This window comes from Paenibacillus sp. J2TS4, assembly GCF_018403245.1.
Lineage (GTDB): Bacteria > Bacillota > Bacilli > Paenibacillales > NBRC-103111 > Paenibacillus_L.
Genome location: NZ_BOSH01000001.1, coordinates 57758 through 79799, shown reverse-complemented (window position 1 = coordinate 79799; position 22042 = coordinate 57758). Strand labels below are relative to the sequence as shown.

Genomic DNA, 22042 nt, shown 5'->3' with positions numbered 1-22042 from the left:
AATTCCAGTTGAATTTTTTAGGAATTTCCTACCATTTTAACTCATAACCGTTTCTGCATTTCGAATCCCAGCATAGGAGGGAAAATTGCTCATTTCGATATTGCAACCTCAACGAGCCTTTGCATTTCGGACACTTACACTTCGAAGCAGGCCATCCCATAAGCTGAAGGTATTCGAAAATGGCCTGCCCCAGTTTGGAATAAAGTCCTTTCATTGCCTCTCTTGGTGACAAATTCAGCTGATTGACACTAAAGTGATGGTCAATAACTCTCTCTTTAAGGGAATGATCTGCCGGAAGCCAAGCCTGATCATGTGCCGTGTAAAGTTGCATAATTGCTCTGATGATACCCTTAGATTCATCTTCTACGCTGCAATGGAATCCGAGAAACAAATCCCATCGAGGGTGCCTTAGCGGAATACGAAAAAGAAATGGATCAAATGCAGCTAATGTTCTCTTGAGTTTTGTTTCTGTAACAGCGCCTCGATCTGCTCTCTCGATGTCTTGCTTTCGCTTTTCCAATGACTGCTTCCATTTATCCCACTGAAGTTTCTTCTCGTTATTTAGTTGAAGTGTTTCTTCTTTTGCTTTTAGTCCCTGATTGATTTCTTGAATTTGTTGTTGGATGCGATTTCGATTATCTTCAAGAGCCCCCAAAGTTTTTCGGTTAAAACCGAATCTGGATGATAGCTTCGCACCTTCACTCCGAAGCGCCGCGGCAACTTGCTGCAGCTCCAATTGCAATTGTTCAACCTGTTTTTTATCGTTTGCTATTTGCGAACGCAACTTGTTCCAACTCGTCATAAACGCCTCGAAGCCGGGTTGCTTCGCTTCTTCTTTCGCCAAATTTGCCTTGTGTTGTGCCGCTATTGCTTGTCCATGTATGGTTAATAAATCTTTGATCATTTGATCGGCGAGCCGCTCCGTTCCCCAAAATCTTGATGTGAAACCTGAGCATTCTTGCAGCGCGTAATCAATCGGGTCGTCAGGCTCTTCAATTGAGCCGATTCTTTTCCGATCCGGAGGGTTTTCGAAAAAATAGATTTGATGCTCTATGGAATACAACTCCATTTGATAAACCGTGCCATGTGCCAGCATTTTCTTTTCCGCAAAACCATAGCAAGCGATCTTCTGATTTTCTAGAAGCGTAACGTCGCCAACTTTAGCTGCGTAATCATGATGCACATAGAGTCGAAATGGTTTTGAATTTCGTCTTTTTTCCTCTCTACTGGTGGAAAAATCAATTATAATATGACCTTTATGAGAAGCTTTTCTTACGGTACCTACAACTACAGCCAAGCAACTCGAACCGAGTTTGTCGATTCTGTTGATGATATCGTCCTGCATTCCGAATATATCAGCAAATTTAACTTTTTCCCCGCTTTCTGTAAGGACACCGAATACAGAAACGTTATTCTTGAAGGTATTAATCTCATAATCTTTCAGCAGACTGGATAAGAAAAAATAAAACTTCTGGTGAGCCGGCTGGGTAAAGAATTTGGCATACGCTCGTCTTGAATACCCCAATGGATCCCCAATTTTTCTGACCAGTTTGGCGCTTGTTAATATTCTGATTACCTTTGCTCGTTCATCGACGGACATTCCGTTTGTTTCTGCCAGCGAAATGACTTTTGAATCCGGACTCCGAAAACGGCACCTTTCGTAATGCTGCTGCAACTTGCCTTTTCGAAAAAAAGGATATTCATCATCGGCAACATGTTCAAGAACCGTTGGTTCTTTGTCCTTTTCGTTCGCTGATAGGAGATGTTTGGGAAGTTCTTTACATCCTAAACAGACATAACGATTTGGCTCTTTCAAATGCTGGTGATTATGTACCTCTCTTGCCGATCTTATTTCATTTGTCTTCCGGTCAATCGCCCAGTTCATGCTTAAATCTGAAGATTTAGGATGAGACATGCTTCTATCATTCCTTTATCGTTTCCACTCGTTTTTGATAGGGTGAACCTCCGATATAAATCAAGTGCCCCCAAGCAACCTGGATGTCATGATAAGAAACACCCATGATCTCCGCTTGTTTGGCATAATCCATGATCACTTCAGGATGTTTCTGCAATATTAGGATCAATTTTAGTGCGAATCCAATCGGTGTTTTTTCGATGACATTGGTATCTTTGACACAGTAAGCTCCTGCATGACCTTTTCTCTCAACTGCACCGAATCTGATTAATGTTCTCAACTTTCTTGATACATTACTTTGAGATACTTGTAGAACTTCGGCCATTTTTGTTTGTGGTATCCGACTTATTCCTTCCTTGTCTCGATGCTCCAGAAGAAGATCGATTACTTTCTGGTAAGACTCGATTAGATAAATCAAATTTTCTAGCTCCTGTCTTTCTGTATGCATATTTCCACTGTCCTGTTATCAAGGCCTTTTTGCACGTGCTATCTCTGCGCCAAAATCACGAATTATCATTTTGGAGAAGCTCTGAAATTCTTCCGGACTGGTCAAAACCTCTGCCATGTACCGATTAAAAACCGTTTCAATATTGTCGGCCAGTTGCCGAGGATTAACAATCATAAATCGATTTTCAACGGTAATCATCCCACCAAAAATATAGGAGAACTGCCCCCCATCTTTAATACGTCCTTCATGTACCAAACCGTTTCTGAAATGTTTGTAAAATATATCGGCCAATATCTGCTTTTTACCTGGTAGACGCTGGGCGAACTCCGGGATTTCCGTGGCCAACCAATGAACATACCTTTTGCGCACTTCTTCGCTATTTGATTTCAGTCTTGATAGCACATCCATTGTTGTTACACAGAGCAAGCCTGCCGCAAATGCGTCATTGTCTTCATTCAGTTTCTTTATTGGCCCTAGGTAGAAACCATTTATTCTATCTCTGAATGCTTGGATAAGCATCTCTGGATTATCCAATTCGACATCGCGATATTTTAGAGTGGGTGAAAAGTAAATGCCGTCTTCGATTCGAATATAATCAATTCCTTAAAGGTTTTTGGAGATAAAACAATTGCCGCTTAGATTCCCTGTCGGGAAACGAGCGGCTTTTTATTGCCAAGCATGACGCAAACACAAGTGAGGGACAATGGATGGCGTATGCAGCAAGAGGATATACCGCCCATTGTCGTAAGAGCCGCGAAAGCAAAAAGACCTATTTGATCCATAGCGGATAAACAATGAATATGAAACTACTTTTGCAATATTAGCCGGAGTTGTCTCCAACGAAAACAAATTGAAGATCTGTTAGCACAAGCTGGTTCGGATGACATGGCCCCGAACCCGCTTCGAGTAGAAAAGCTGTCAAATCGTTCGTAAAAACGGTTATCTACTTCGCTTCGGTAGAGAAGAAAAATGACCGGAACTAGAATAGTTTAATGCTCAACTTTGAACTTGTGAATAGAGTTATTCAATTCTTTGGCCATGCGGCTTAATGTTTGCACGGAAGCAGAAATCCCTTCTATCGAGGCCAACTGTTCCTGTGCGAATGAAGCAGCATCTCTACTCCTTTTGTAAGACGCGGTGGCAATGTTGTTCAGTTCACCGATGGAAGCGCTAATTTGTTCAGAACCGGCTGACATTTGTTCCGTCGCCGCAGAAACTTCTTCGGCCTGCGCAGCAATCTTTTCTGAATCTACAACAATATTTTGGAAAATCCCTCCTGCCCATTGTATGATTTGATTCCCTTCATCCGCCTCTTTTGTACCGATTTCGATAGATCGGATCACTTTGATAATATCATCCTGAACTTTTTCGATCATATCCGCGATCATATCCGCCGACTGTTTGGATTGTTCCGCAAGTTTTTTGACTTCGCCTGCGACAACTGCGAATCCTTTTCCTTGTTCTCCGGCTCTCGAGGCTTCGATGGCGGCGTTTAAGGACAACAATTCCGTCTGACTGGTAATTCCCGCAAGAACCTCGGTTATGCGATTAATTTCGTTCGATCGTTCCCCAAGCTGTCTGACCAGGGAAGCCGATTCATGAACCGTTTTGCTAACCATCTCCATTTTCCTAATCGCTTCTTGAATCGATTCATTACCTGCGCCGGCTGCTTTTGCCGTTTCGTTGGAGAGTTCCGCCACTTCACCGGAAATTTCGGCAATGCGCTGCACACCAATCGCCATTTCTTCCGTTGCCTTGCTGCTTTCTTCCGTCACACTTACCTGCATATCGGAGCCACTTGCAATTTCCTCGGTCACCACGGCAACCTGATTAACAGCCAGTACAGTTTCTTCGACGCTGCTTGCCAATTGCTTTGACGAATCTGCCACCTGTTCGCTTGTTGCTTTAATCCGTTCTATTAACGTGGCCAAATTCTGCCGCATCGCTTCGAAGGAAAGGGCAAGCTGTCCAATTTCATCCTTGGATATTGCCGCTATTGGCTGGCCTAAATCTCCCTCGGCAATCCGTTTCGTGCCTTGAATGAGTTTTTTCAGCGGCCGGATGACTGAACGACTATGCAAATAAACAACCACAAGACCGACTGCAAGTACGATCACAAGGTAGATGACGGACAATTGGTTATTAGCCTTGTTCGTTTGTTCGGCCTGTAAGACTGCGTTTGTGATCTCGATTAATTTGCTGTTACGGAGTTCATCAATACGTTTATTGATGTCCTCGGCGCTTTTGTCAAATTCGCCCATGATCCGATTACCACGTTCGTATCCGCCGGCGATGTACTCGTTTGCCATCTTTTTCCCCATTTCATAGTATCGGTCAAAAGAAGTTTTGGTTTCATCCAACTTTTGCGCTTCATGCGGATACATATCTTTCATTTTTTTCAGGTTTTCATGAAAAAGAGCCGCGTATTTTGCGGCTTGGTCGAAACCGTCGTCAAGTCCATCCTTGCCTCTCGTCGCGCTTATATCAGTGAGCCATTGCTGCACTTGCACGACAGATAACTTTAAATCATCCGCCAAAAGGGCAGCTTTCAAGGTATGATCCTCAATTTTTTTCAATTCCTTCCACTGTGCTTCGGATATGAAGTACTGAAACAACTGCATCGCTATAAAAGCGATAAAAAGAACTGCGAACGAAATGAAACTTTTCATTTTAATACTCATAATCTATTGGTTCTCCCCCTTGTTTTTTATCTATTTAGAATAATTATATTTAAAAAGATGAAATTAAACAATGAACACGGGCACCGATGTGCAATCAATTTTTTATAGTTCCCTTGCAAAAAAATCACGCGAAGAATCCCTTTTTCAGGACGCTTCGCGTTGTTTAAAGATTTATTTTAGAATGTCTACCATCCGGAGCAAAATAGTAGCCGCTTCCGCTCTTGTCATCGTATCATTTGGCACGAACTTGTTACCTGCGCGGCCGCTGACGATGCTAAGCCCACGAATCGCTTCTACAGAGCCTTTCGCCCACTGGGGGATCGCTTCATCATCAACAAAACCAGTTGTGGTATGGGCTTTGAGCGGTCGTTTGATCGCTTGTGCGACCATGACCGCCATTTCCGCGCGGGTAACCGACGCATTCGGACGGAAGCTGCCGTCTTCATATCCGTCGATAATTCCCGCCTGTACCGCCTGGGCAACCGCTTGCTTCGCCCATGCCCCGATTTGATCGTTATCGTTAAATGTAAGAGCAGCGCCCTTCTCTTCCAACCGCAAGGCACCTGTCAGCATCACAGTAAATTCCGCGCGAGTAACAGGATGGTTCGGTTGGAACGTCCCATCTGGATAACCGCTGACGATTCCTTTGGCCGCGGCACGCTTAATGTGATTTTCTGCCCAGTGTCCGGCAATGTCGGTAAATTCAATAACTGGTTCGTATGGCTTGGGTGTTTCTCTGTAAATAGTCAACGTGTATTTCTTCTTCGTACCATTCTCCGCCTGCACCGTTAACACAAACGTATTGTCGCCTTCCTCCAGATGTTCTTTCGTTCTGTCCGTGATCTCTTTTTCTTTCAGCATCACCTTCGCCGCAAAGTGCACCGGTTTTACCATAATTTCGACTTGCTCGGCTTGTGTTCGGGCTGTAAAACTTGTCGTACCGGCAGCAAACGATGGGCTTAGCTCCAATTTTTTATCCTTATCCCATACCTGCAGTTCTTGCAAATCGGCGTTACTGGATAACACCCTGCCTCCTCCGGAACCGCTACCCCCGGTACCGCCGCCTCCACTCGAAGATTGGGCTGTTGTTGCTTGCTTGCTGAGCGACGTACTCTCGTTACCCACAGCGTCATAAGCAGTAACTTTGAACGTGTAGGATGTATTAGTAGCCAAACCGTTGATCATGGTTCCTTTTACATTACCGCCTACCGCTTTGTACTCTACTTCATCCACATAAATCCGGTAGCCCGTCACTCCTACGTTATCTATTGCACTTGGCCATGTGAGTTTCACGCTCGTCTGCGTAATATCCGACACGGTCAGTTCGCTACCATCCGGCCATCTCGGAGCTTCGGTGTCCGGCTCCATCGGCTGCGGCAGCGTCTTGGCCGATGCACTCAGTGTCGCGCTTTCGTTCCCTGCCTCGTCGTGAGCCGTAACTTTGAACATATAACTCGTTTTTGCCGTCAAGCCAGTGACGATGATTGCATTTTCGCTGCCGCCTGCCGTTTTGTACTCGAAGTCATCTACATAAATCCGGTAGCCGGTCACTCCTACGTTATCCGTCGCGCTCGGCCAGGACAGCTTCACACTCGTTTGCGTCACATCCGAAACCATCAGTTCACTGCCATCCGGCCATTGCGGCGCTTCGGTGTCCGGCTCCGTCGGCTGCGGCAGCGTCTTGGCCGATGCGGTCAGTCCCGCGCTTTCATTCCCTGCTTCATCGTAAGCCGTTACTTTGAACGTATAGCTCGTCTCCGCCGTCAGATCATTAACGATGAGTGCATTTTCGTTCCCGCCTGCCGTTTTGTACTCAAAGTCATCCACATAAATCCGGTAACCGGTCACTCCTACGTTATCCGTTGCGCTTGGCCACGAAAGTTTCACGCTCGTCTGCGTGACATCCGAAACCGTCAGTTCACTGTCATCAGGCCATTGCGGCGCTTCGGTGTCCGGCTCAAATGGCCTGACGACCATTTTTACTTTCGCTGTCAAGCCCTGCGGATTCGACACATCCTGTGCCAGCGTTCCAGTGAACGTATACTCGCCAACTGTATTGCCGTTATATGCCGGGCTTCCATCGTCCCATGTGACACCAAGGCTTTGGCTAGTTTGATCGCTTAGTATGACCAGAACCGTAGGTGGCAAAGGCAACGCCGAACGTTCCGTACCAAGGGTTCCGGTGAACGTATACTCTCCAGCCGCATTGCCATCATACACCGGAGTTCCATCATCCCACGTTACACCAAGGCTTTGGCTGGTTTGATCGCTTAGTATGACCAGAACCGTAGGTGGCAAAGGCAACGCCGAACGTTCCGTACCATAGGAAACCTCGATATCGTTGAGAGACTCAACGCTTGATACAACTGGAGGCTCTGCTGGTTTCGGGTGCACGACCACTTTCACTTCCGCCGTCAAGCCCTGCGGATTCGACACGTCCTGTGACAGCGTGCCAGTGAACGTATACTCTCCGGCTGTATTGCCATCATACACCGGAGTTCCATCATCCCAAGTGACACCAAGGCTTCGGATACTTTGATCGCTTAGCGTAACTTGTACGGTGGACGGCAGTGGCAGTGCAGAACGAGTCGTTCCATAGTCAACTGAGATATCAGCGAGCGGATTTACACTTGTTACCTCTAAGCTCCCTACTACAAATGGTTTTGATACTTGGGAACTTCGATTCCCTGCCGCATCAACGGCGGTTACTTCTAAATAATATTCCCCGTCTCCATTATCTGGCGTGTTAATTATCATCGGATATTCATTCATTCGAATATTTCCAGTTACATACTGATTACCTTTCTTCCATCTGTATGTGGCTTCTTCTACACCTGAACCAAACCAATCATATACCCAGACTTTTGTAGAATGTACTTTTTGCTTTGTCGTATTGCCATTTGGCTCAAATGAAATCGTAGGAGGATTATTATCATCTTCAAGCGGTTGAAGCTCGCTAGTAAGCGGATTTACAAAGACTCCTGGTTTAAGTTTTAAAGCGGGGTGAGTAACTGTAGGCCATTCTGGTTTCCAGGTTGACCAAGCATATGAATTACCATCCGCTCCTATTGCAAATACTTGCTCGTTGTTTTGAGGATGCGGAGTGAGCGTCCAAAAAACCCATGAAGGGTTCCCTAAAACACTTTTGTATTCCAGCCATTCTCTTAATGAGAGTAAACCAATTTTCGCTCTTACTGTTTGAATACCTACTCCCAAAAAAGGACTAATATCCCATACCGATTCGACCACCATCCCTTTCTCTATATTACTAAGCGTGTTGTAATATTCTGTATTTAATATGTACCCAATGTTTTCCTTTTGACTTGGATCAAATTTATTCGTTTTCTTGGTGTTAAAAGGAGCTGTAACTTGTTTACCATCCTTCAACCAATAGTCTTTCATTACAATATAACGTTCACTTGGATTTAAAAGTACCCATTCAACGCCAGCAAATTTAACAACATCGCCACTTTCCTTATTTTCTAGCAAATTTGATGCAGCATCTACCTTTTCGAATTTACCTAATAAGAAAACGGCCATAGATACAGCAACAATAAGGGTGATGAAAAGTCCCTTCTTGTTCATCCTATTGTCAACTCCTGTTTAATTCGTCTGGTGAAATTGATTTTCCGATCAGTCTGTAATAAAGTTTCACGATTCCCGGCCTGAACGATCGACACCTGAACTACCTCCTTTACCACCCTAAGATTTGGCGGTCATTGCTTTGGTGCTGAGCGGCTCACTCACTTTCGCAGTATCGTTTATGCCTTAATGGTAAACGTATTTTTTTTGGCCATGTCGACGTTTTGGTCTCTGTTTGCTTCGGTTGACGATCACTTTTATTTCCACAGTCAAGTTCTGCGAATTGGCCGCTTACTGCGACAGAGGAAATTCTTGGCCCGGTGATATGTAGTATCATGAAAAGTTGCCACACAGTCCTCTAATCGTTTTGTCCAACTAGAAAAAACAACGCGAAGAATCCCTTTCTGGAAACTCCGCGTTGTTCCAGCTTATTTTTGGATATCTAACATCCTGATCAAAATAGTCGCCGCTTCCGCTCTCGTCGCCTTGTCATCCGGAACGAACTTATTTCCTTCACGACCGCTGGTGATGCCCAGTTCACGAATCGCTTCTACAGCGCCCTTTGCCCATTCCGGAATCGCTTCATCATCGGCAAAGCCAGTTGCAATATTTTCTTTGGGCGGCAGTTTCAGCGCTCGAGCGATCATGACTACCATTTCTGCACGGGTGATCTGCGCATTTGGTCGAAAGCTGCCATCTCCATATCCGCTGACAATACCAGCTTTTACTGCTTTGGCGACTGTTTGCTTCGCCCATGTTCCGATTTGATCTTGATCGGTGAACGTGAGCGTTGCGCCATCTTCCTCCAACTGCAAGGCACCAAACAGCATTACCGTAAACTCTGCCCGGGTGACGGGATGGTTCGGATTGTACGTTCCATCCGGGTAACCACTTACGATGCTTTTCGCCGCGGCACGCTTGATATTGCTCTCTGCCCAGTGACCAGCGATGTCGGTAAATTCGATAACTAGCTCGGAGCCCTTAAGTGTTTCACGGTAAATGGTCAGCCTGTATTTCTTCTTCGTACCATTCTCCGCCTGTACCGTCAACACAAACGTATTGTCGCCTTCATCCAGATTTACCTTAATTCTATCCGTAATGACTTTATCCTTCAATATCACTTTAGCTGCAGAGTACGCCTCTTTCGCCACAATCTCGATCTGCTCGGCTTCTGTACGAGCTGTATAACCTGTCGTTCCCGAATCAAATGATGGGCTGAGCTTCAGCTTCTTGCCGCCCACCCATACTTGCAGATCAACAAGATCAGCATTGCCCGATAACGTGCGGCCGCCTCCGAAACCACCACCTGAACCGCCTCCTCCGCCACTCGATGATCGGGCAGTCGTTGCTTTGGCGCTGAGCGGCTCACTTTCGCTCCCGACTGCGTTGAACGCTTTGACGGTAAACGTATAGGCGGTGCCTGCTGTCAGACCTGTGACAGTTTGTTCGTACACGCTGCCGGTAACGGTCTGAGCTTCCCTGCTGTCGACATAGATGCGGTAACCGATCACCCCGTTGGTATCCTGCGCTTCTGGCCAGGATAGTTTTACGCTTGTTTTGGTGATATCCGAAACCGTCAGTTCACTGCCATTCGGCCAGATCGGTGATTTGGGGTCCGGCTCAGATGGCCTGACGACCACTTTTACTTTCGCTGTCAAGCCCTGCGGATTAGGCACGTCCTGTGCCAGTGTTCCAGTGAACATATACTCTTCGGCTGTATTGCCGTTATATGCCGGGCTTCCATCATCCCACGTGACACCAAGGTTTCGAATACTATGATCGCTTAGTGTAACCTGAACCGTAGATGGCAATGGCAAAGCTGAACGTTCCGTACCGTAGGAAACCTCAATATCGTCGAGAGACTCGACACTTGATACAACTGGAGGCTCTGCTGGTTTCGGGTGCACGACCACTTTCACTTTCGCCGTCAAGCCCTGCGGATTTGACACGTCCTGTGCCAGCGTGCCAGTAAAAGTATACTCTCTAGCTGTGTTACCGTTATATGCCGGGATTCCATCATCCCATGATACACCAAGGCTTCGGTTAGTTTGATCGCTTAGTGTAACCTGAACCGTAGATGGCAATGGCAAAGCTGAATGTCCCGTACCATAGGAAACCTCGATATCGTTGAGCGACTCAATGCTTGATACAACTGGAGGCTCTGCTGGTTTCGGGTTCACGACCACTTTCACTTTCGCCGTCAATCCCTGCGGATTCGACACGTCCTGTGACAGCGTGCCAGTAAAAGTATACTCTCTAGCTGTGTTACCGTTATATGCAGGGCTTCCATCATCCCACGTTACACCAAGGCTTCGGTTAGTTTGATCGCTTAGTGTAACCTGAACCGTGGATGGCAATGGCAGAGCTGAACGTTCCGTACCATAGGCTACCTCGATATCGTCGAGAGACTCAACGCTTGATACAACTGGAGGCTCTGCTGGTTTCGGGTTCACGACCACTTTCACTTCCGCCGTCAAGCCCTGCGGATTCGACACGTCCTGCGCCAGTGTTCCAGTGAACGTATACTCTCCGGCTGTATTGCCGTTATATACTGGGGTTCCGTCGTCCCACGTGACACCGAGGCTTTGGCTAGTTTGATCGCTTAGTGTAACCTGAACCGTAAATGGCAATGGCAGAGCTGAACGTTCCGTACCATAGGCTACCTCGATATCGTCGAGAGACTCAACACTTGATACAACTGGAGGCTCTGCTGGTTTCGGGTTCACGACCACTTTCACTTGCGCGGTCAAATTCTGCGGATTAGCTACGTCCTGTGCCAGTGTCCCAGTGAACGTATACTCTCCAGTTGTATTGCCGTTATAGGCCGGGTTTCCATCGTCCCACGATACACCAAGACTTCGGTTAGTTTGATCGCTTAACGTGACTTGAACGCTGGACGGTAATGGCAGAGCCGAACGTTCCGTACCATAGGAAACCTCGATGTCAGCAAGCGACTCGACGCTTTGCACCGATGGGTTCTTCTTATAATTAAACTCTAGTGTTGCAACTTCGTCTTTAGTTGTTAGAGTTACTTCCTTACTAGCATCATCTGCCAAAGTATAGCCCGCAATTGTTTTGGCATTTATTGTGTAAGTTCCTAGTTCCTTCGTTAATGTTTCCGTTTCTAGTCCTGCCTTGGTGTCTACATCTACATGCTTGACTATGATTGTTGCTGTAGCTGAGATTGCTTCTTCCCACTCTGCGAAAATGGTTATATCCTCGGTTATATTTCTAAAATCGTAAACAATGTCAGAGTCTACTAGCCAATTTTTAAAAACAGCATCCTTTTTAGTAGGAATCGTTTCAGGTTTGGTTAAAGGTTCTCCTAATTTAACTGTATGGGAAGGGAAATTGCCTTGCCCACCCTTTAAATCAAAGGTTGCCGTTTTGCCTACTAATTGTATTGCCATCCCTTTTTTTGTACCCCAAGTATGGGCTGCGCTGTTTTCTTCTGCTATTATGATGGTTGAGCTTGGAATTACGTCAGGATAAGCATTCTCCTTATAATAAATATCGGTAGTACTACTAGATATTGAAATATACTCTAAAGGATTTTCATAAAAAGCATCATTATTTATTTTTATGATGTTATTAGGAACAATAACATTTGTAAGCTGATTTTTCTTAAAAGTTCCATTAGAAATCTTTGTCATACCATATGGAATATTTATATCTGTTAGATGATTATCATAAAATGCATAAATTCCAATGTCAGTAACACTATCTGGTATAACAATATTTTTTAGTTGATTCTGTGAAAATGCATATTCCCCTATACTAGTTACACTATCGGGAATAACAACATTTTTAAGTTGATTCTGTGAGAATGAACCACTTGCAACGCTGGTAATACCATTTGGGATGCTGACGGCTGTAAGTTCATTCTGGGAAAATGCATACATTCCAATGTCAATAACACCATCAGGTATAATAATATTTTTTAGTTGATTTTGTGAAAATGCATGTTCCCTAATACTAGTAACACTATCGGGTAGAACAACACTTTGCAGTTGTTTCCCCTTAAAAGCATGATCTCCTATATTTATTACACTTACTCCCCTAATAGTTTCTGGGATTACTACGTTTAGTTCGGTACCTGTATAGCCTGTTATCGTTCCTGTACTTTCATCAAATTCAAATGGATCTTTCTTGTACTTAAACTCTACTAATACTTCTTCATCTTTAGTAGACAAAGTTACGTCCTTACTAGCATCATCTGCTAAAATATAGCCTGCAAATTCTTTCGAATGTACTGTGTGAGTTCCTAGTTCCTTCGTTAGTGTTTCTACTTCTAATTCTTCATTGGTATCCACAGCTTTATGGCTTACATAAATGGTAGCTGTATCCGGCAATATTTCTTCCCATTCTGCATAAATGGTGATATCCTCTGTTACAGATCTAAAATCATAATTAGAATCAGAATCTAAGTTTATTCGCCAGTACCAGAAATATGCATTTTCTTTAGTAGGGGTGGCTTCAGGTTTAACTAAAGGATCCCCAAATCCGACTGTATGGGAAGGGAAATCTCCTTCTCCACCATTTAGATTATAGGTGGCTGTTTTCCCTACTAATTGGATTGGTTTACCGATCTCTGTAGCCCATGTATGAGCAGGGCTATTTTCTTCCGCAATGATGATAGCCGGGTTAGGGATAGCATCATAGGACTTGTGAATATAGGTAGTATTCTTAGGTATTGAAATATATTCTAAAGGATTACTGAAAAATGCAATATCCTCAATACTGGTTACATTGCTTGGTATAATGACATTTTTAAGCTGATTTCTAGCAAAAACACCTACATTAAGCTTAGTTAAACTAGTAGGAATAGTAATATCTGTTAGCACATTTGCCATAAATGCATAATTTCCAATACTAGCTACACTATCCGCTATGGTAACATTCTCTAGGTGATTATACTCAAATGCTTTATCGCCAATACTTGTCACGCTATTTGGGATATAAACTTCTTTTAACTGGTTACCAGAAAAGGCTTCATTTCCAATAATAGTTACGGTATTTGGGATAACAACACTTTGTAGTTTCTTTTCCTTAAAAGCAGCATCCCCTATTTTTACCACACCTACCCCCTTAATCATTTCAGGGATGACTACGTTTTGTTCAGTACCTATATATTTAGTTATCGTACCCGTACTTTCATCAAATTCGAATTGATCCTTCTTGTACTTAAATTCTACTGTTACTTCTTCGTCTTTAGTAGTTAAAGTTACTTGTTTACTAGTCTCATCTGCTAAGGTATAGCCTGCTATTTCTTTAGCATTTACTGTGTGGGTTCCTAGTTCTTCCTCTAATGTTTCCGTTTCTATAATGTTAGTTGTGTCCATATCTATGTAATTGACTTTAATTGTCCCAGTGTCAGGGATGGTTTCTTCCCACTCTGCAAAAATGGTTATATTCTCAGTTACATTTCTAAAATCATAAACAGAGCCCCAGCTTACTTGCCAATTCTTAAACACAGCATTCTTTTTAGTAGGAATAACTTCAGGTTTAACTAAAGGCTCTCCTAAACTAACCGTATGGGAAGGGAAACCTCCTTGCCCACCTTTTAAGTCGAAGGTTATAGTTTTACCTATTAGTTGTACGGCTCTTCCTTTATTTACAGCAAATGTGTGAACAGGGCTATTTTCATCAGTTACTATGATGATTTCAGAGGGCAAAAGATTAATAATACCATCTGAAAAATTAGGATTATCAATATCCCCTGGTAGGGAAAGATACTGTACAGGATTACCACTAAAAGCACTGGTATCAAAGTTAGGAATACTACTACGAACAGTAATATTTTTAATCTGATTATTGGCAAAAGCACCTTTTGAAATTTCAGTCACACTTTCTGGAATATCAATGCTTGTCAGTTGATTGTTTAAAAATGCATAACCTCCAATACTAGTAACACCTTCGGGTATCGTAACATTTTCTAATTTATTCGTGGAAAAGGCATTATTCCCTATTCTAGTAAGATTATTGGATAAAGTAGCGCTTTCTAGTTGATTCCCATAAAATGCCCATTCGCCAATGCTTGTAACACTATCAGGTATCGTAATCTCCTTTAGTTGATTACTCATAAAGGCTTGATTTTCAATACTAACGAGAGTATTTGGTAAATTGACATTTTTTAATTGGTTTTGGTTAAAGGCTCCCTCACCTATGGTTGTGACTCCATCGGGGATAGTGATGTTCTCCAATTTGTTTTTATAAAAGGCCCAGTTTCCAATCGTAACAGCATGATTAATAGTTACATTTTCTAGTTGATTACCCTGAAAAGCCTTATTGCCAATAGTCGTAACACTATTTGGTATGGTAATACTCGTTAATTGATTAGCCATAAAAGCCTGATTACCAATAGAAACAACAGTATCAGGTATCGTAACACTTACCAGTTTATTTCCAAAAAATGCACTTTCCCCAATTTCAATCACACCATTAGGTATGACAACACTCGTTAAATTTTTCCCCCTAAAAGCCTCTCCTCCAATTTTCTTTACCGGAACTCCCCTTATCGTTTCAGGAATTACCACATCTGGTTTAGTACCCATATTATCTCTATAATTAATTATAGTCCCAGTACTTTCATCAAATTCAAAGTCCCCTCCATAGATGTCCTTTTTGTAATAAAACACTACTGTTACAATTTCGTCTTTATAACTTAAAGTTACTTCCTTTGCTCTATCAGGCTCTGCCAAGACCCAGTCTGGTATATCGTTGGCATATACTGTATGAGTTCCTAGGCTCCTTGTAATTTGTTCGTGTCTAAGTGGATAATCACTACCTTGAACTAAATGTTTTACAATAATTATTCCTTTGTCTGCAGAGTTTTGGACAATTGGCGCAATAGGCTCTTCTAATTGCATTTCCTCTGCAAATACTCCAAGAGGAAATGCACTAATTACTAAAATAATGATTAGTAGCAAGCTTAAAACTCTCTTTACCATTTAAAAAATCCCCCTATTACAACTTATTTTCCATAAATGGATGTGTTAATAATTCTCATCTCAGAACCAATATAGTTAATTATGATAAAATACATAATAGAGATGATCTTAACCACGATCATCTGACACTATCGGATACACTTCCCAATCGCGATCGAGCATACCTGTTTCACCAGAAGCATCCGCACGAAAGCTGCCAAAGGTCCGAACGCTTTTTTCATTTGAATGTACGAGTTTTCGTATCATCCTCAATGATTTGATACATATCCCGGCATAGACCCACACTTGATCGCTAAACTGCTTCTTGCACGAGTGCAGTGTGCAAATCTCCGGGCGGATTTCTCCCAGCTCGTTCCATCCCCAGTAGCATTTTGTTTGACAAATAAATGATCTTACCGCTTTTTGCTGTTGTCCTATTGGTAGCTATTTTGGGCCCGAAAATTCCCTTACGTAGATGTGCGGCCATCAAGACTCGCAATTGCTTGCTGTACAATAAATCTTTCATCATACTTCCCTTTTCCAATTCCTATAAATGATGCGAAACATATCTAATAATAATGGTAATATAAAATCCTTTGTTGCTAGTCCCAATTATGTCTCATTTTTTATCGTGCCTCTTCTTAGATCAAAAGGATTGCTACACAACAAAAAGCACCCATCTCTAGATGTAGGTGCGTCGATTTCAACAATGCTTGGGTTTTCCGTCAATCGTTATTTTATCAATGATTAAATCGATAGTTCCTTTAGCCTTCAAGATCATTGTTGTTCTAACATTAAAGCCTCACCATCTCAGGTAGAGGCTTTAATGTCTTCTATCTACTCCTTTACCATACAAGCGAGCGTGCAGACTTTTAAATATTATTCAATTTGCAAAAGTTGTATAAGCAGTTACGGTCGGAGAGAAGTGTCTTCAGCCGTAACATAATTTTTTTCTATAAATCCTTATTGATTTTCTTTTCGTTCCAGCATTCGGATGAGCATGGCTGTCGCTTCTGCACGAGTTGCCTTATCGTTCGGCACGAAACGATTTCCTTCACGACCGCTGGTGATGCCCAGTTCACGAATCACTTCCACAGAGCCCTTTGCCCACTCCGGAATCTCTTCATCATCGGCAAAGCCAGTTACAATATTTGCTTTGCGCGGCAGTTTCAGCGCTCGGGCGATCATTACTGCCATTTCTGCTCGGGTGATCAGCCCATTCGGCCGGAAGCTGCCATCCCCATATCCGCTGACAATGCCGGCTTTTACTGCTTTGGCGACTGTTTGCTTCGCCCATGTTCCGATTTGATCTTGATCGATGAACGTGAGCGTTGTGTCATCTTCCTCCAACTGCAAGGCGCTAAACAGCATTACCGTAAACTCCGCTCGGGTAACGGAACGACTAGGCTTGAACGTTCCATCTGGATATCCGCTGACAATACCCTTCGCCGCGGAGCGCTTGACGTAGCTCTCTGCCCAGTGGCCAACAATGTCGGAAAAATGAATTTCCGGTTCGGATGGCTTTGGCGTTTCACGGTGAATGTTCAGCGTATACTCCTTCTTGTTTCCATTCTCCGCCTGGATGACCAACACCAACTTATTGCCGCCTTCCTCCAGATGTACTTTCGTTTTGTCCGTGATCACTTGATCTTTCAACATCACTTTGGCCGCGGAATGGGCCGGTTTTACAGTAATTTCAACTTGCTCAGCTTCCGTTCGGGTTGTATAGCTCGTTGTAGCGGAAGTAAAGTAGGGGCTTAGCCCCAACTTCATCTCCTTTGCCCACACATGCAACTCTTCCAAATCGGCGTTACTGGATAACGCACGGCCCCCTCCGGAACCACTGCCTGGGCCTTCGCCGCCAGAGTTTCCGCCGCCTCCACCTCCACCACTCGAAGACCGGTCAATCATCGCTTTGGCGCTGAGCGGCTCGCTCTCGTTCCCCGCCGCGTTGAACGCCATGACGGTAAACGTATAGGTCGTACCTTCTATTAGACCTGTGACAGTTTGTTCGTACACGCTGCCGGTAACGGTCTGAGCTTCCCTGCTGTCGACATAGATGCGGTAACCGATCACCCCGTTGGTATCCTGCGCTTCTGGCCAGGATAATTTTACGCTTGTTTTGGTGATATCTGAAACCGTCAGTTCACTGCCATTCGGCCAGATCGGTGATTTGGGGTCCGGCTCAGATGGCCTGACGACCACTTTTACTTCTGCCGTCAAGCCCTGTGGATTCGGCACGTCCTGTGCCAGTGTTCCAGTGAACCTATACTCTTCAGCTGTATTGCCGTTATATGCCGGGCTTCCATCATCCCACGTGACACCAAGGCTTTGGCTAGTTTGATCGCTTAGCCTGACTTGAACCGTAGGTGGCAAAGGCAGCGCCGAACGTTCCGTACCATAAGCTACCTCAATATCGTCGAGAGACTCAACGCTTGATACCACTGGAGGCTCTGCTGGTCTCGGTTTCACGATCACTTTCACTTCCGCCGTCAAGCCCTGCGGATTCGACACGTCCTGCGCCAAGGACCCAGTGAACGTATATTCTCCGGCTGTATTGCCGTTATATACAGGGCTTCCATTATCCCATGTTAAACCAAGACTTCGGTTAGTTTGATCGCTTAGCATAACCTGAACCGTAGGTGGCAAAGGCAGAGCCGAACGTTCCGTACCATAGGCTACCTCAATATCGTCGAGAGACCCAACGCTTAATACTACTGGAGGCTCTGCTGGTCTCGGTTTCACGATCACTTTCACTTCTGCCGTCAAGCCCTGCGGATTCGACACGTCCTGCGCCAAGGTTCCAGTGAACGTATATTCTCCGGCTGTATTGCCGTTATATACAGGACTTCCACCGTCCCAAGTTACACCAAGGCTTTGGCTAGTTTGATCGCTCAGCCTGACTTGAACCGTAGGTTGCAAAGGCAGAGCCGAACGTTCCGTACCATAGGCAACCTCGATATCGTCGAGAGACTCAACGCTTGATACTACTGGAGGCTCTGCTGGTTTCGGGTGCACGACCACTTTCACTTCCGCCGTCAAGCCCTGCGGATTCGACACGTCCTGTGCCAGTGTTCCAGTGAACCTATACTCGCCAGCTGTATTGCCGTTATATGCCGGGCTTCCATCATCCCACGTGACACCAAGGCTTCGGTTAGTTTGATCGCTTAGCCTCACTTGAACCGTAGGTGGCAAAGGCAGCGCCGAACGTTCCGTACCATAAGCTACCTCAATATCGTCGAGAGACTCAACGCTTGATACCACTGGAGGCTCTGCTGGTCTCGGTTTCACGATCACTTTCACTTCCGCCGTCAAGCCCTGCGGATTCGACACGTCCTGTGCCAGCGTTCCAGTGAACGTATACACGCTGGCTGTATTGCCGTTATAAGCCGGGTTTCCATTATCCCACGTGACACCAAGACTTCGGTTTGTTTGGTCGCTTAGCCTCACTTGAACAGTCGATGGAAGTGCCAACGATGAACGTTCCGTACCATAAGCTACCTCGATATCAGCAAGTGACTCCACGCTTTCTATCGTTGGGTCCTTCACGTAATTAAATTCTACTGTTACTACTTCATCCTTTATAGTTAAAGTGATTTCCTTACTGGCATCATCCGCCAATGTATAGCCTGGTATTTCTTTAGAATTCACTTTGTAAGTTCCTAACTCCTTGGTTAGTGTTTCTGTTTCTAGTACATCATTCGTATTAACGTCTATGTGATGGATTTGAATTGTTGCTGTAGCTGGCGCCATCGGTTCTTTCCTATACTTAAACTCTAATATGATTGTTTTATCTTTTGCTGTTAGATTCAATGAGCTATCTACTAATGTATAACCTGCTATCTTCCCAAAGTTTATCGCATAGGTTTCTTCTCCATCGGTTAGGATTTCTGTATCTAATACTTTCTTAGTGTCTATGTCTATATGATTTACTATGATTGTTGATGGATCAGGTATTGTTTCTTCCCACTCCGGATAAATTACTATATCCTCTGTTATCGTCCTAAAATCGTAAACAGGCTCAATATTTGTTCGCCAATTTTTAAACGTCGCACCTTCTTTTTTAGGAATAGCATTAGGTTTGACTAAAGGCTCCCCAAGCTTAACGGTATGAGGTGAGAAATTTCCTTCTCCCCCTTTTAAGTCAAAGGATGCAGTCCTGCCTGCTAATTGTACGGATCTACTATTATTTATAGCCCATGTATGAGCTGTGCTGTTTTCTTCTGTTATTATGATAGATGAGGATGGAATAGCTTCTCCACCAATCATATCGGTATTGCTAGATATCGAAATATATTCCAAAGGGTTCATATAAAAAGCCATCTCGTCAATCTTAATAACACTATCCGGAATATTAATTCTTTTCAGCTGATTGCCGGCAAAGGTATATTGATTAATTCTATTCATGTTATTAGGTAGAATTACTTTGGCAAGTTGATTAGCTTGAAAAGCATGACCGCCAATACTATTTACACTATCAGGGATATCAATACTTAGCAGCTGATTACCTAAAAATGCAAAATTTCCGATACTAGTAACACTATTTGGGATAACAACACTTTGCAATTGTTTCTCCTTAAAAGCGTTATCTCCAATTTTTAGCACACTCACTCCCTGTATTTTTGAGGGAATGACTACGTTTACTTCTGTGCCCGTATATCCTGTTATCGTGCCTGTGCTTTTATCAAACACGAATGGACTATCCTCCGGGATTGTCTCTTCCCACTCAGCGAAAATGGTTATATCTTCTGTTATCGTTCTAAAATCAAAAACATCGCCTTTATTGGTTCGCCAATACTTGAAAATAGCACCTTCTTTAGTAGGAGTAGTTTTAGGCTCAACCAAAGATTCTCCCAGCTCAACTGTATGGGAAGGAAAGTAACCTTGTCCGCCTTTTAAGTCGAAAGTTATGGTTTTACCAACTAATTGTACGGATCTGCCTTTACCTGCTGCCCATGTATGTGCTGCACTGCCTTCTTCTGTTATTATGACGGCTGAGGATGGAATCGTATCGTCCGAATTAAAAATCTCAGTCGTATTCCCAGGTATTGAAATATATCTCAAAGGATTATTATAAAAAGCTCTATAACCAATCTCAGTAACGCTATCCGGTATAATGACATCTGTTAGTTGATTTCCCTGAAATGCTCCACTTCCAATACTAGTAACGCCATTAGGTATAAAAACATCTGTAAGCTGATTATCAGCAAAAACATAATTCTCAATAATAGTAACACCATCGGGAATAACCACATTTGTTAGTTTATTACTCTCGAAAGCAAAATGTTCAATTCTAGTCACACTTTCTGGAATATCAATACTGGTTAGTTGATTAGCTGTAAAAGCGGATCTACCAATGCTTGTAACATTCCCGGATATAGTCACATTTTTTAGTTGATTATTAAAAAATGCACTCTCACTGATCTCAGTTACACCCTTTGGAATGTTAATACTTGTTAGTTGGTTATCTTTAAAAGCAGCTGTTCCAATATTTACAACATTATCAGATATAACAACATTTTTAAGTTGATTTCTAGAAAATGCACCTTCACCAATATCGGTTATACTATCTGGCATAATAACGTTTTTCAGGTTTAGATCTGAAAAACCGTAATTTTTTACTTTTACCACTTTTACTCCTCGGATGGTTTCGGGAATCGCTATGTTATGATAAGTGCCAAAATAATATTCGACAGTACCTGTGCTTTCATTGAATTGGAATAAATCTTCATTCGTTTGCATAATATTAAATTCATCTTCTGAAAAATCCTCCTCTATAGCTACAATAGCCTCTGGCTGTATTTCCTCTGCAAATATTCCAGGGGGAAATGTACTGATCAATAAAATAATGGTTAGTAGTAAACTTAAATTTCTCTTTTTCATTTAAAAAATCTCCTTATTACATTTTATTTTTCATAAATGCGTGTGTTAATAATTCCTGACCCAGAAAGTTCCGATTCCATTGCCTGTTAGCTATACGTTTCTGCTGCAGCCCACACCTGGTCACCTAACTGTGTATAAAGTGTGCTGTGTGAAATCTGCGAGCGCATTGCCGCAGCTCAATACATTACCAGTGGATTTTGTTTTACATAAATGATACTTCCGCTGCTCGCCTTTGCTTCGTTGCCCCCGGCCACCCTGCACCCCACAGCAAAAGCACGACCATTATGACCTACTTCCAGTACAATAAAAACTATGGAAATGCTCTCGGAGAAGTTTAAACCGATGAGATCACAAACATGGAGGCTGCCGACTTCCCAAAGGTTTACCTCACTTAAGGTGTTCATGCCGAAAAAATCTTCAATTCCTACAAATCAGGGGTTTGATATTACATCACTGGTCATTGGACCCTAATCTTTAATAAAATCTATCCTAAAATCTAAATATATCAATAATAATGGAATACGAGTCCCAAGTTTGTCTCATTTTGTGGTAGTATTACTTATAGAATGTTCAATCAATAAATTGTTGCATAACCCAGGAGTAA

At 43.4% G+C, this 22042-nt stretch carries 7 protein-coding genes; all 7 read right to left on the bottom strand.

The window, feature by feature from the left end:
* Window positions 1–28: 28 nt before the first annotated feature.
* The 7 genes from KJS69_RS00250 to KJS69_RS00220 all read right to left on the bottom strand — a co-directional run bounded on the left by KJS69_RS00250 (window position 29) and on the right by KJS69_RS00220 (window position 21438).
* Complete coding sequence (locus tag KJS69_RS00250; RefSeq protein ID WP_213581068.1) at window positions 29–1915, bottom strand: hypothetical protein; 1887 nt, start codon at window positions 1913–1915, stop codon at window positions 29–31.
* 7 nt (window positions 1916–1922) lie between these two features.
* Complete coding sequence (locus tag KJS69_RS00245; protein WP_213581067.1) at window positions 1923–2333, bottom strand: helix-turn-helix domain-containing protein; 411 nt, start codon at window positions 2331–2333, stop codon at window positions 1923–1925.
* 48 nt (window positions 2334–2381) lie between these two features.
* Entirely contained in the window at window positions 2382–2882 is a 501-nt protein-coding gene (locus KJS69_RS00240; RefSeq protein WP_213581066.1) for a hypothetical protein, read from the bottom strand.
* Window positions 2883–3352: 470 nt separating this feature from the next.
* On the bottom strand, window positions 3353–5044 hold the full coding sequence (locus KJS69_RS00235; protein ID WP_213581065.1) for a methyl-accepting chemotaxis protein: 1692 nt from the start codon (window positions 5042–5044) through the stop codon (window positions 3353–3355).
* A 171-nt stretch (window positions 5045–5215) separates the two neighbouring features.
* Window positions 5216–8629 carry an S-layer homology domain-containing protein gene (locus KJS69_RS00230; RefSeq protein WP_213581064.1) on the bottom strand — a complete coding sequence of 1138 codons (3414 nt, stop codon included), beginning with the start codon at window positions 8627–8629 and terminating at the stop codon, window positions 5216–5218.
* A gap of 425 nt (window positions 8630–9054) precedes the next feature.
* Window positions 9055–15576 (bottom strand): leucine-rich repeat protein, encoded by a 6522-nt coding sequence (locus KJS69_RS00225; RefSeq protein WP_213581063.1) that lies wholly within the window; start codon window positions 15574–15576, stop codon window positions 9055–9057.
* A 942-nt stretch (window positions 15577–16518) separates the two neighbouring features.
* Complete coding sequence (locus KJS69_RS00220) at window positions 16519–21438, bottom strand: leucine-rich repeat protein (protein ID WP_213581062.1); 4920 nt, start codon at window positions 21436–21438, stop codon at window positions 16519–16521.
* Window positions 21439–22042: the final 604 nt, after the last annotated feature.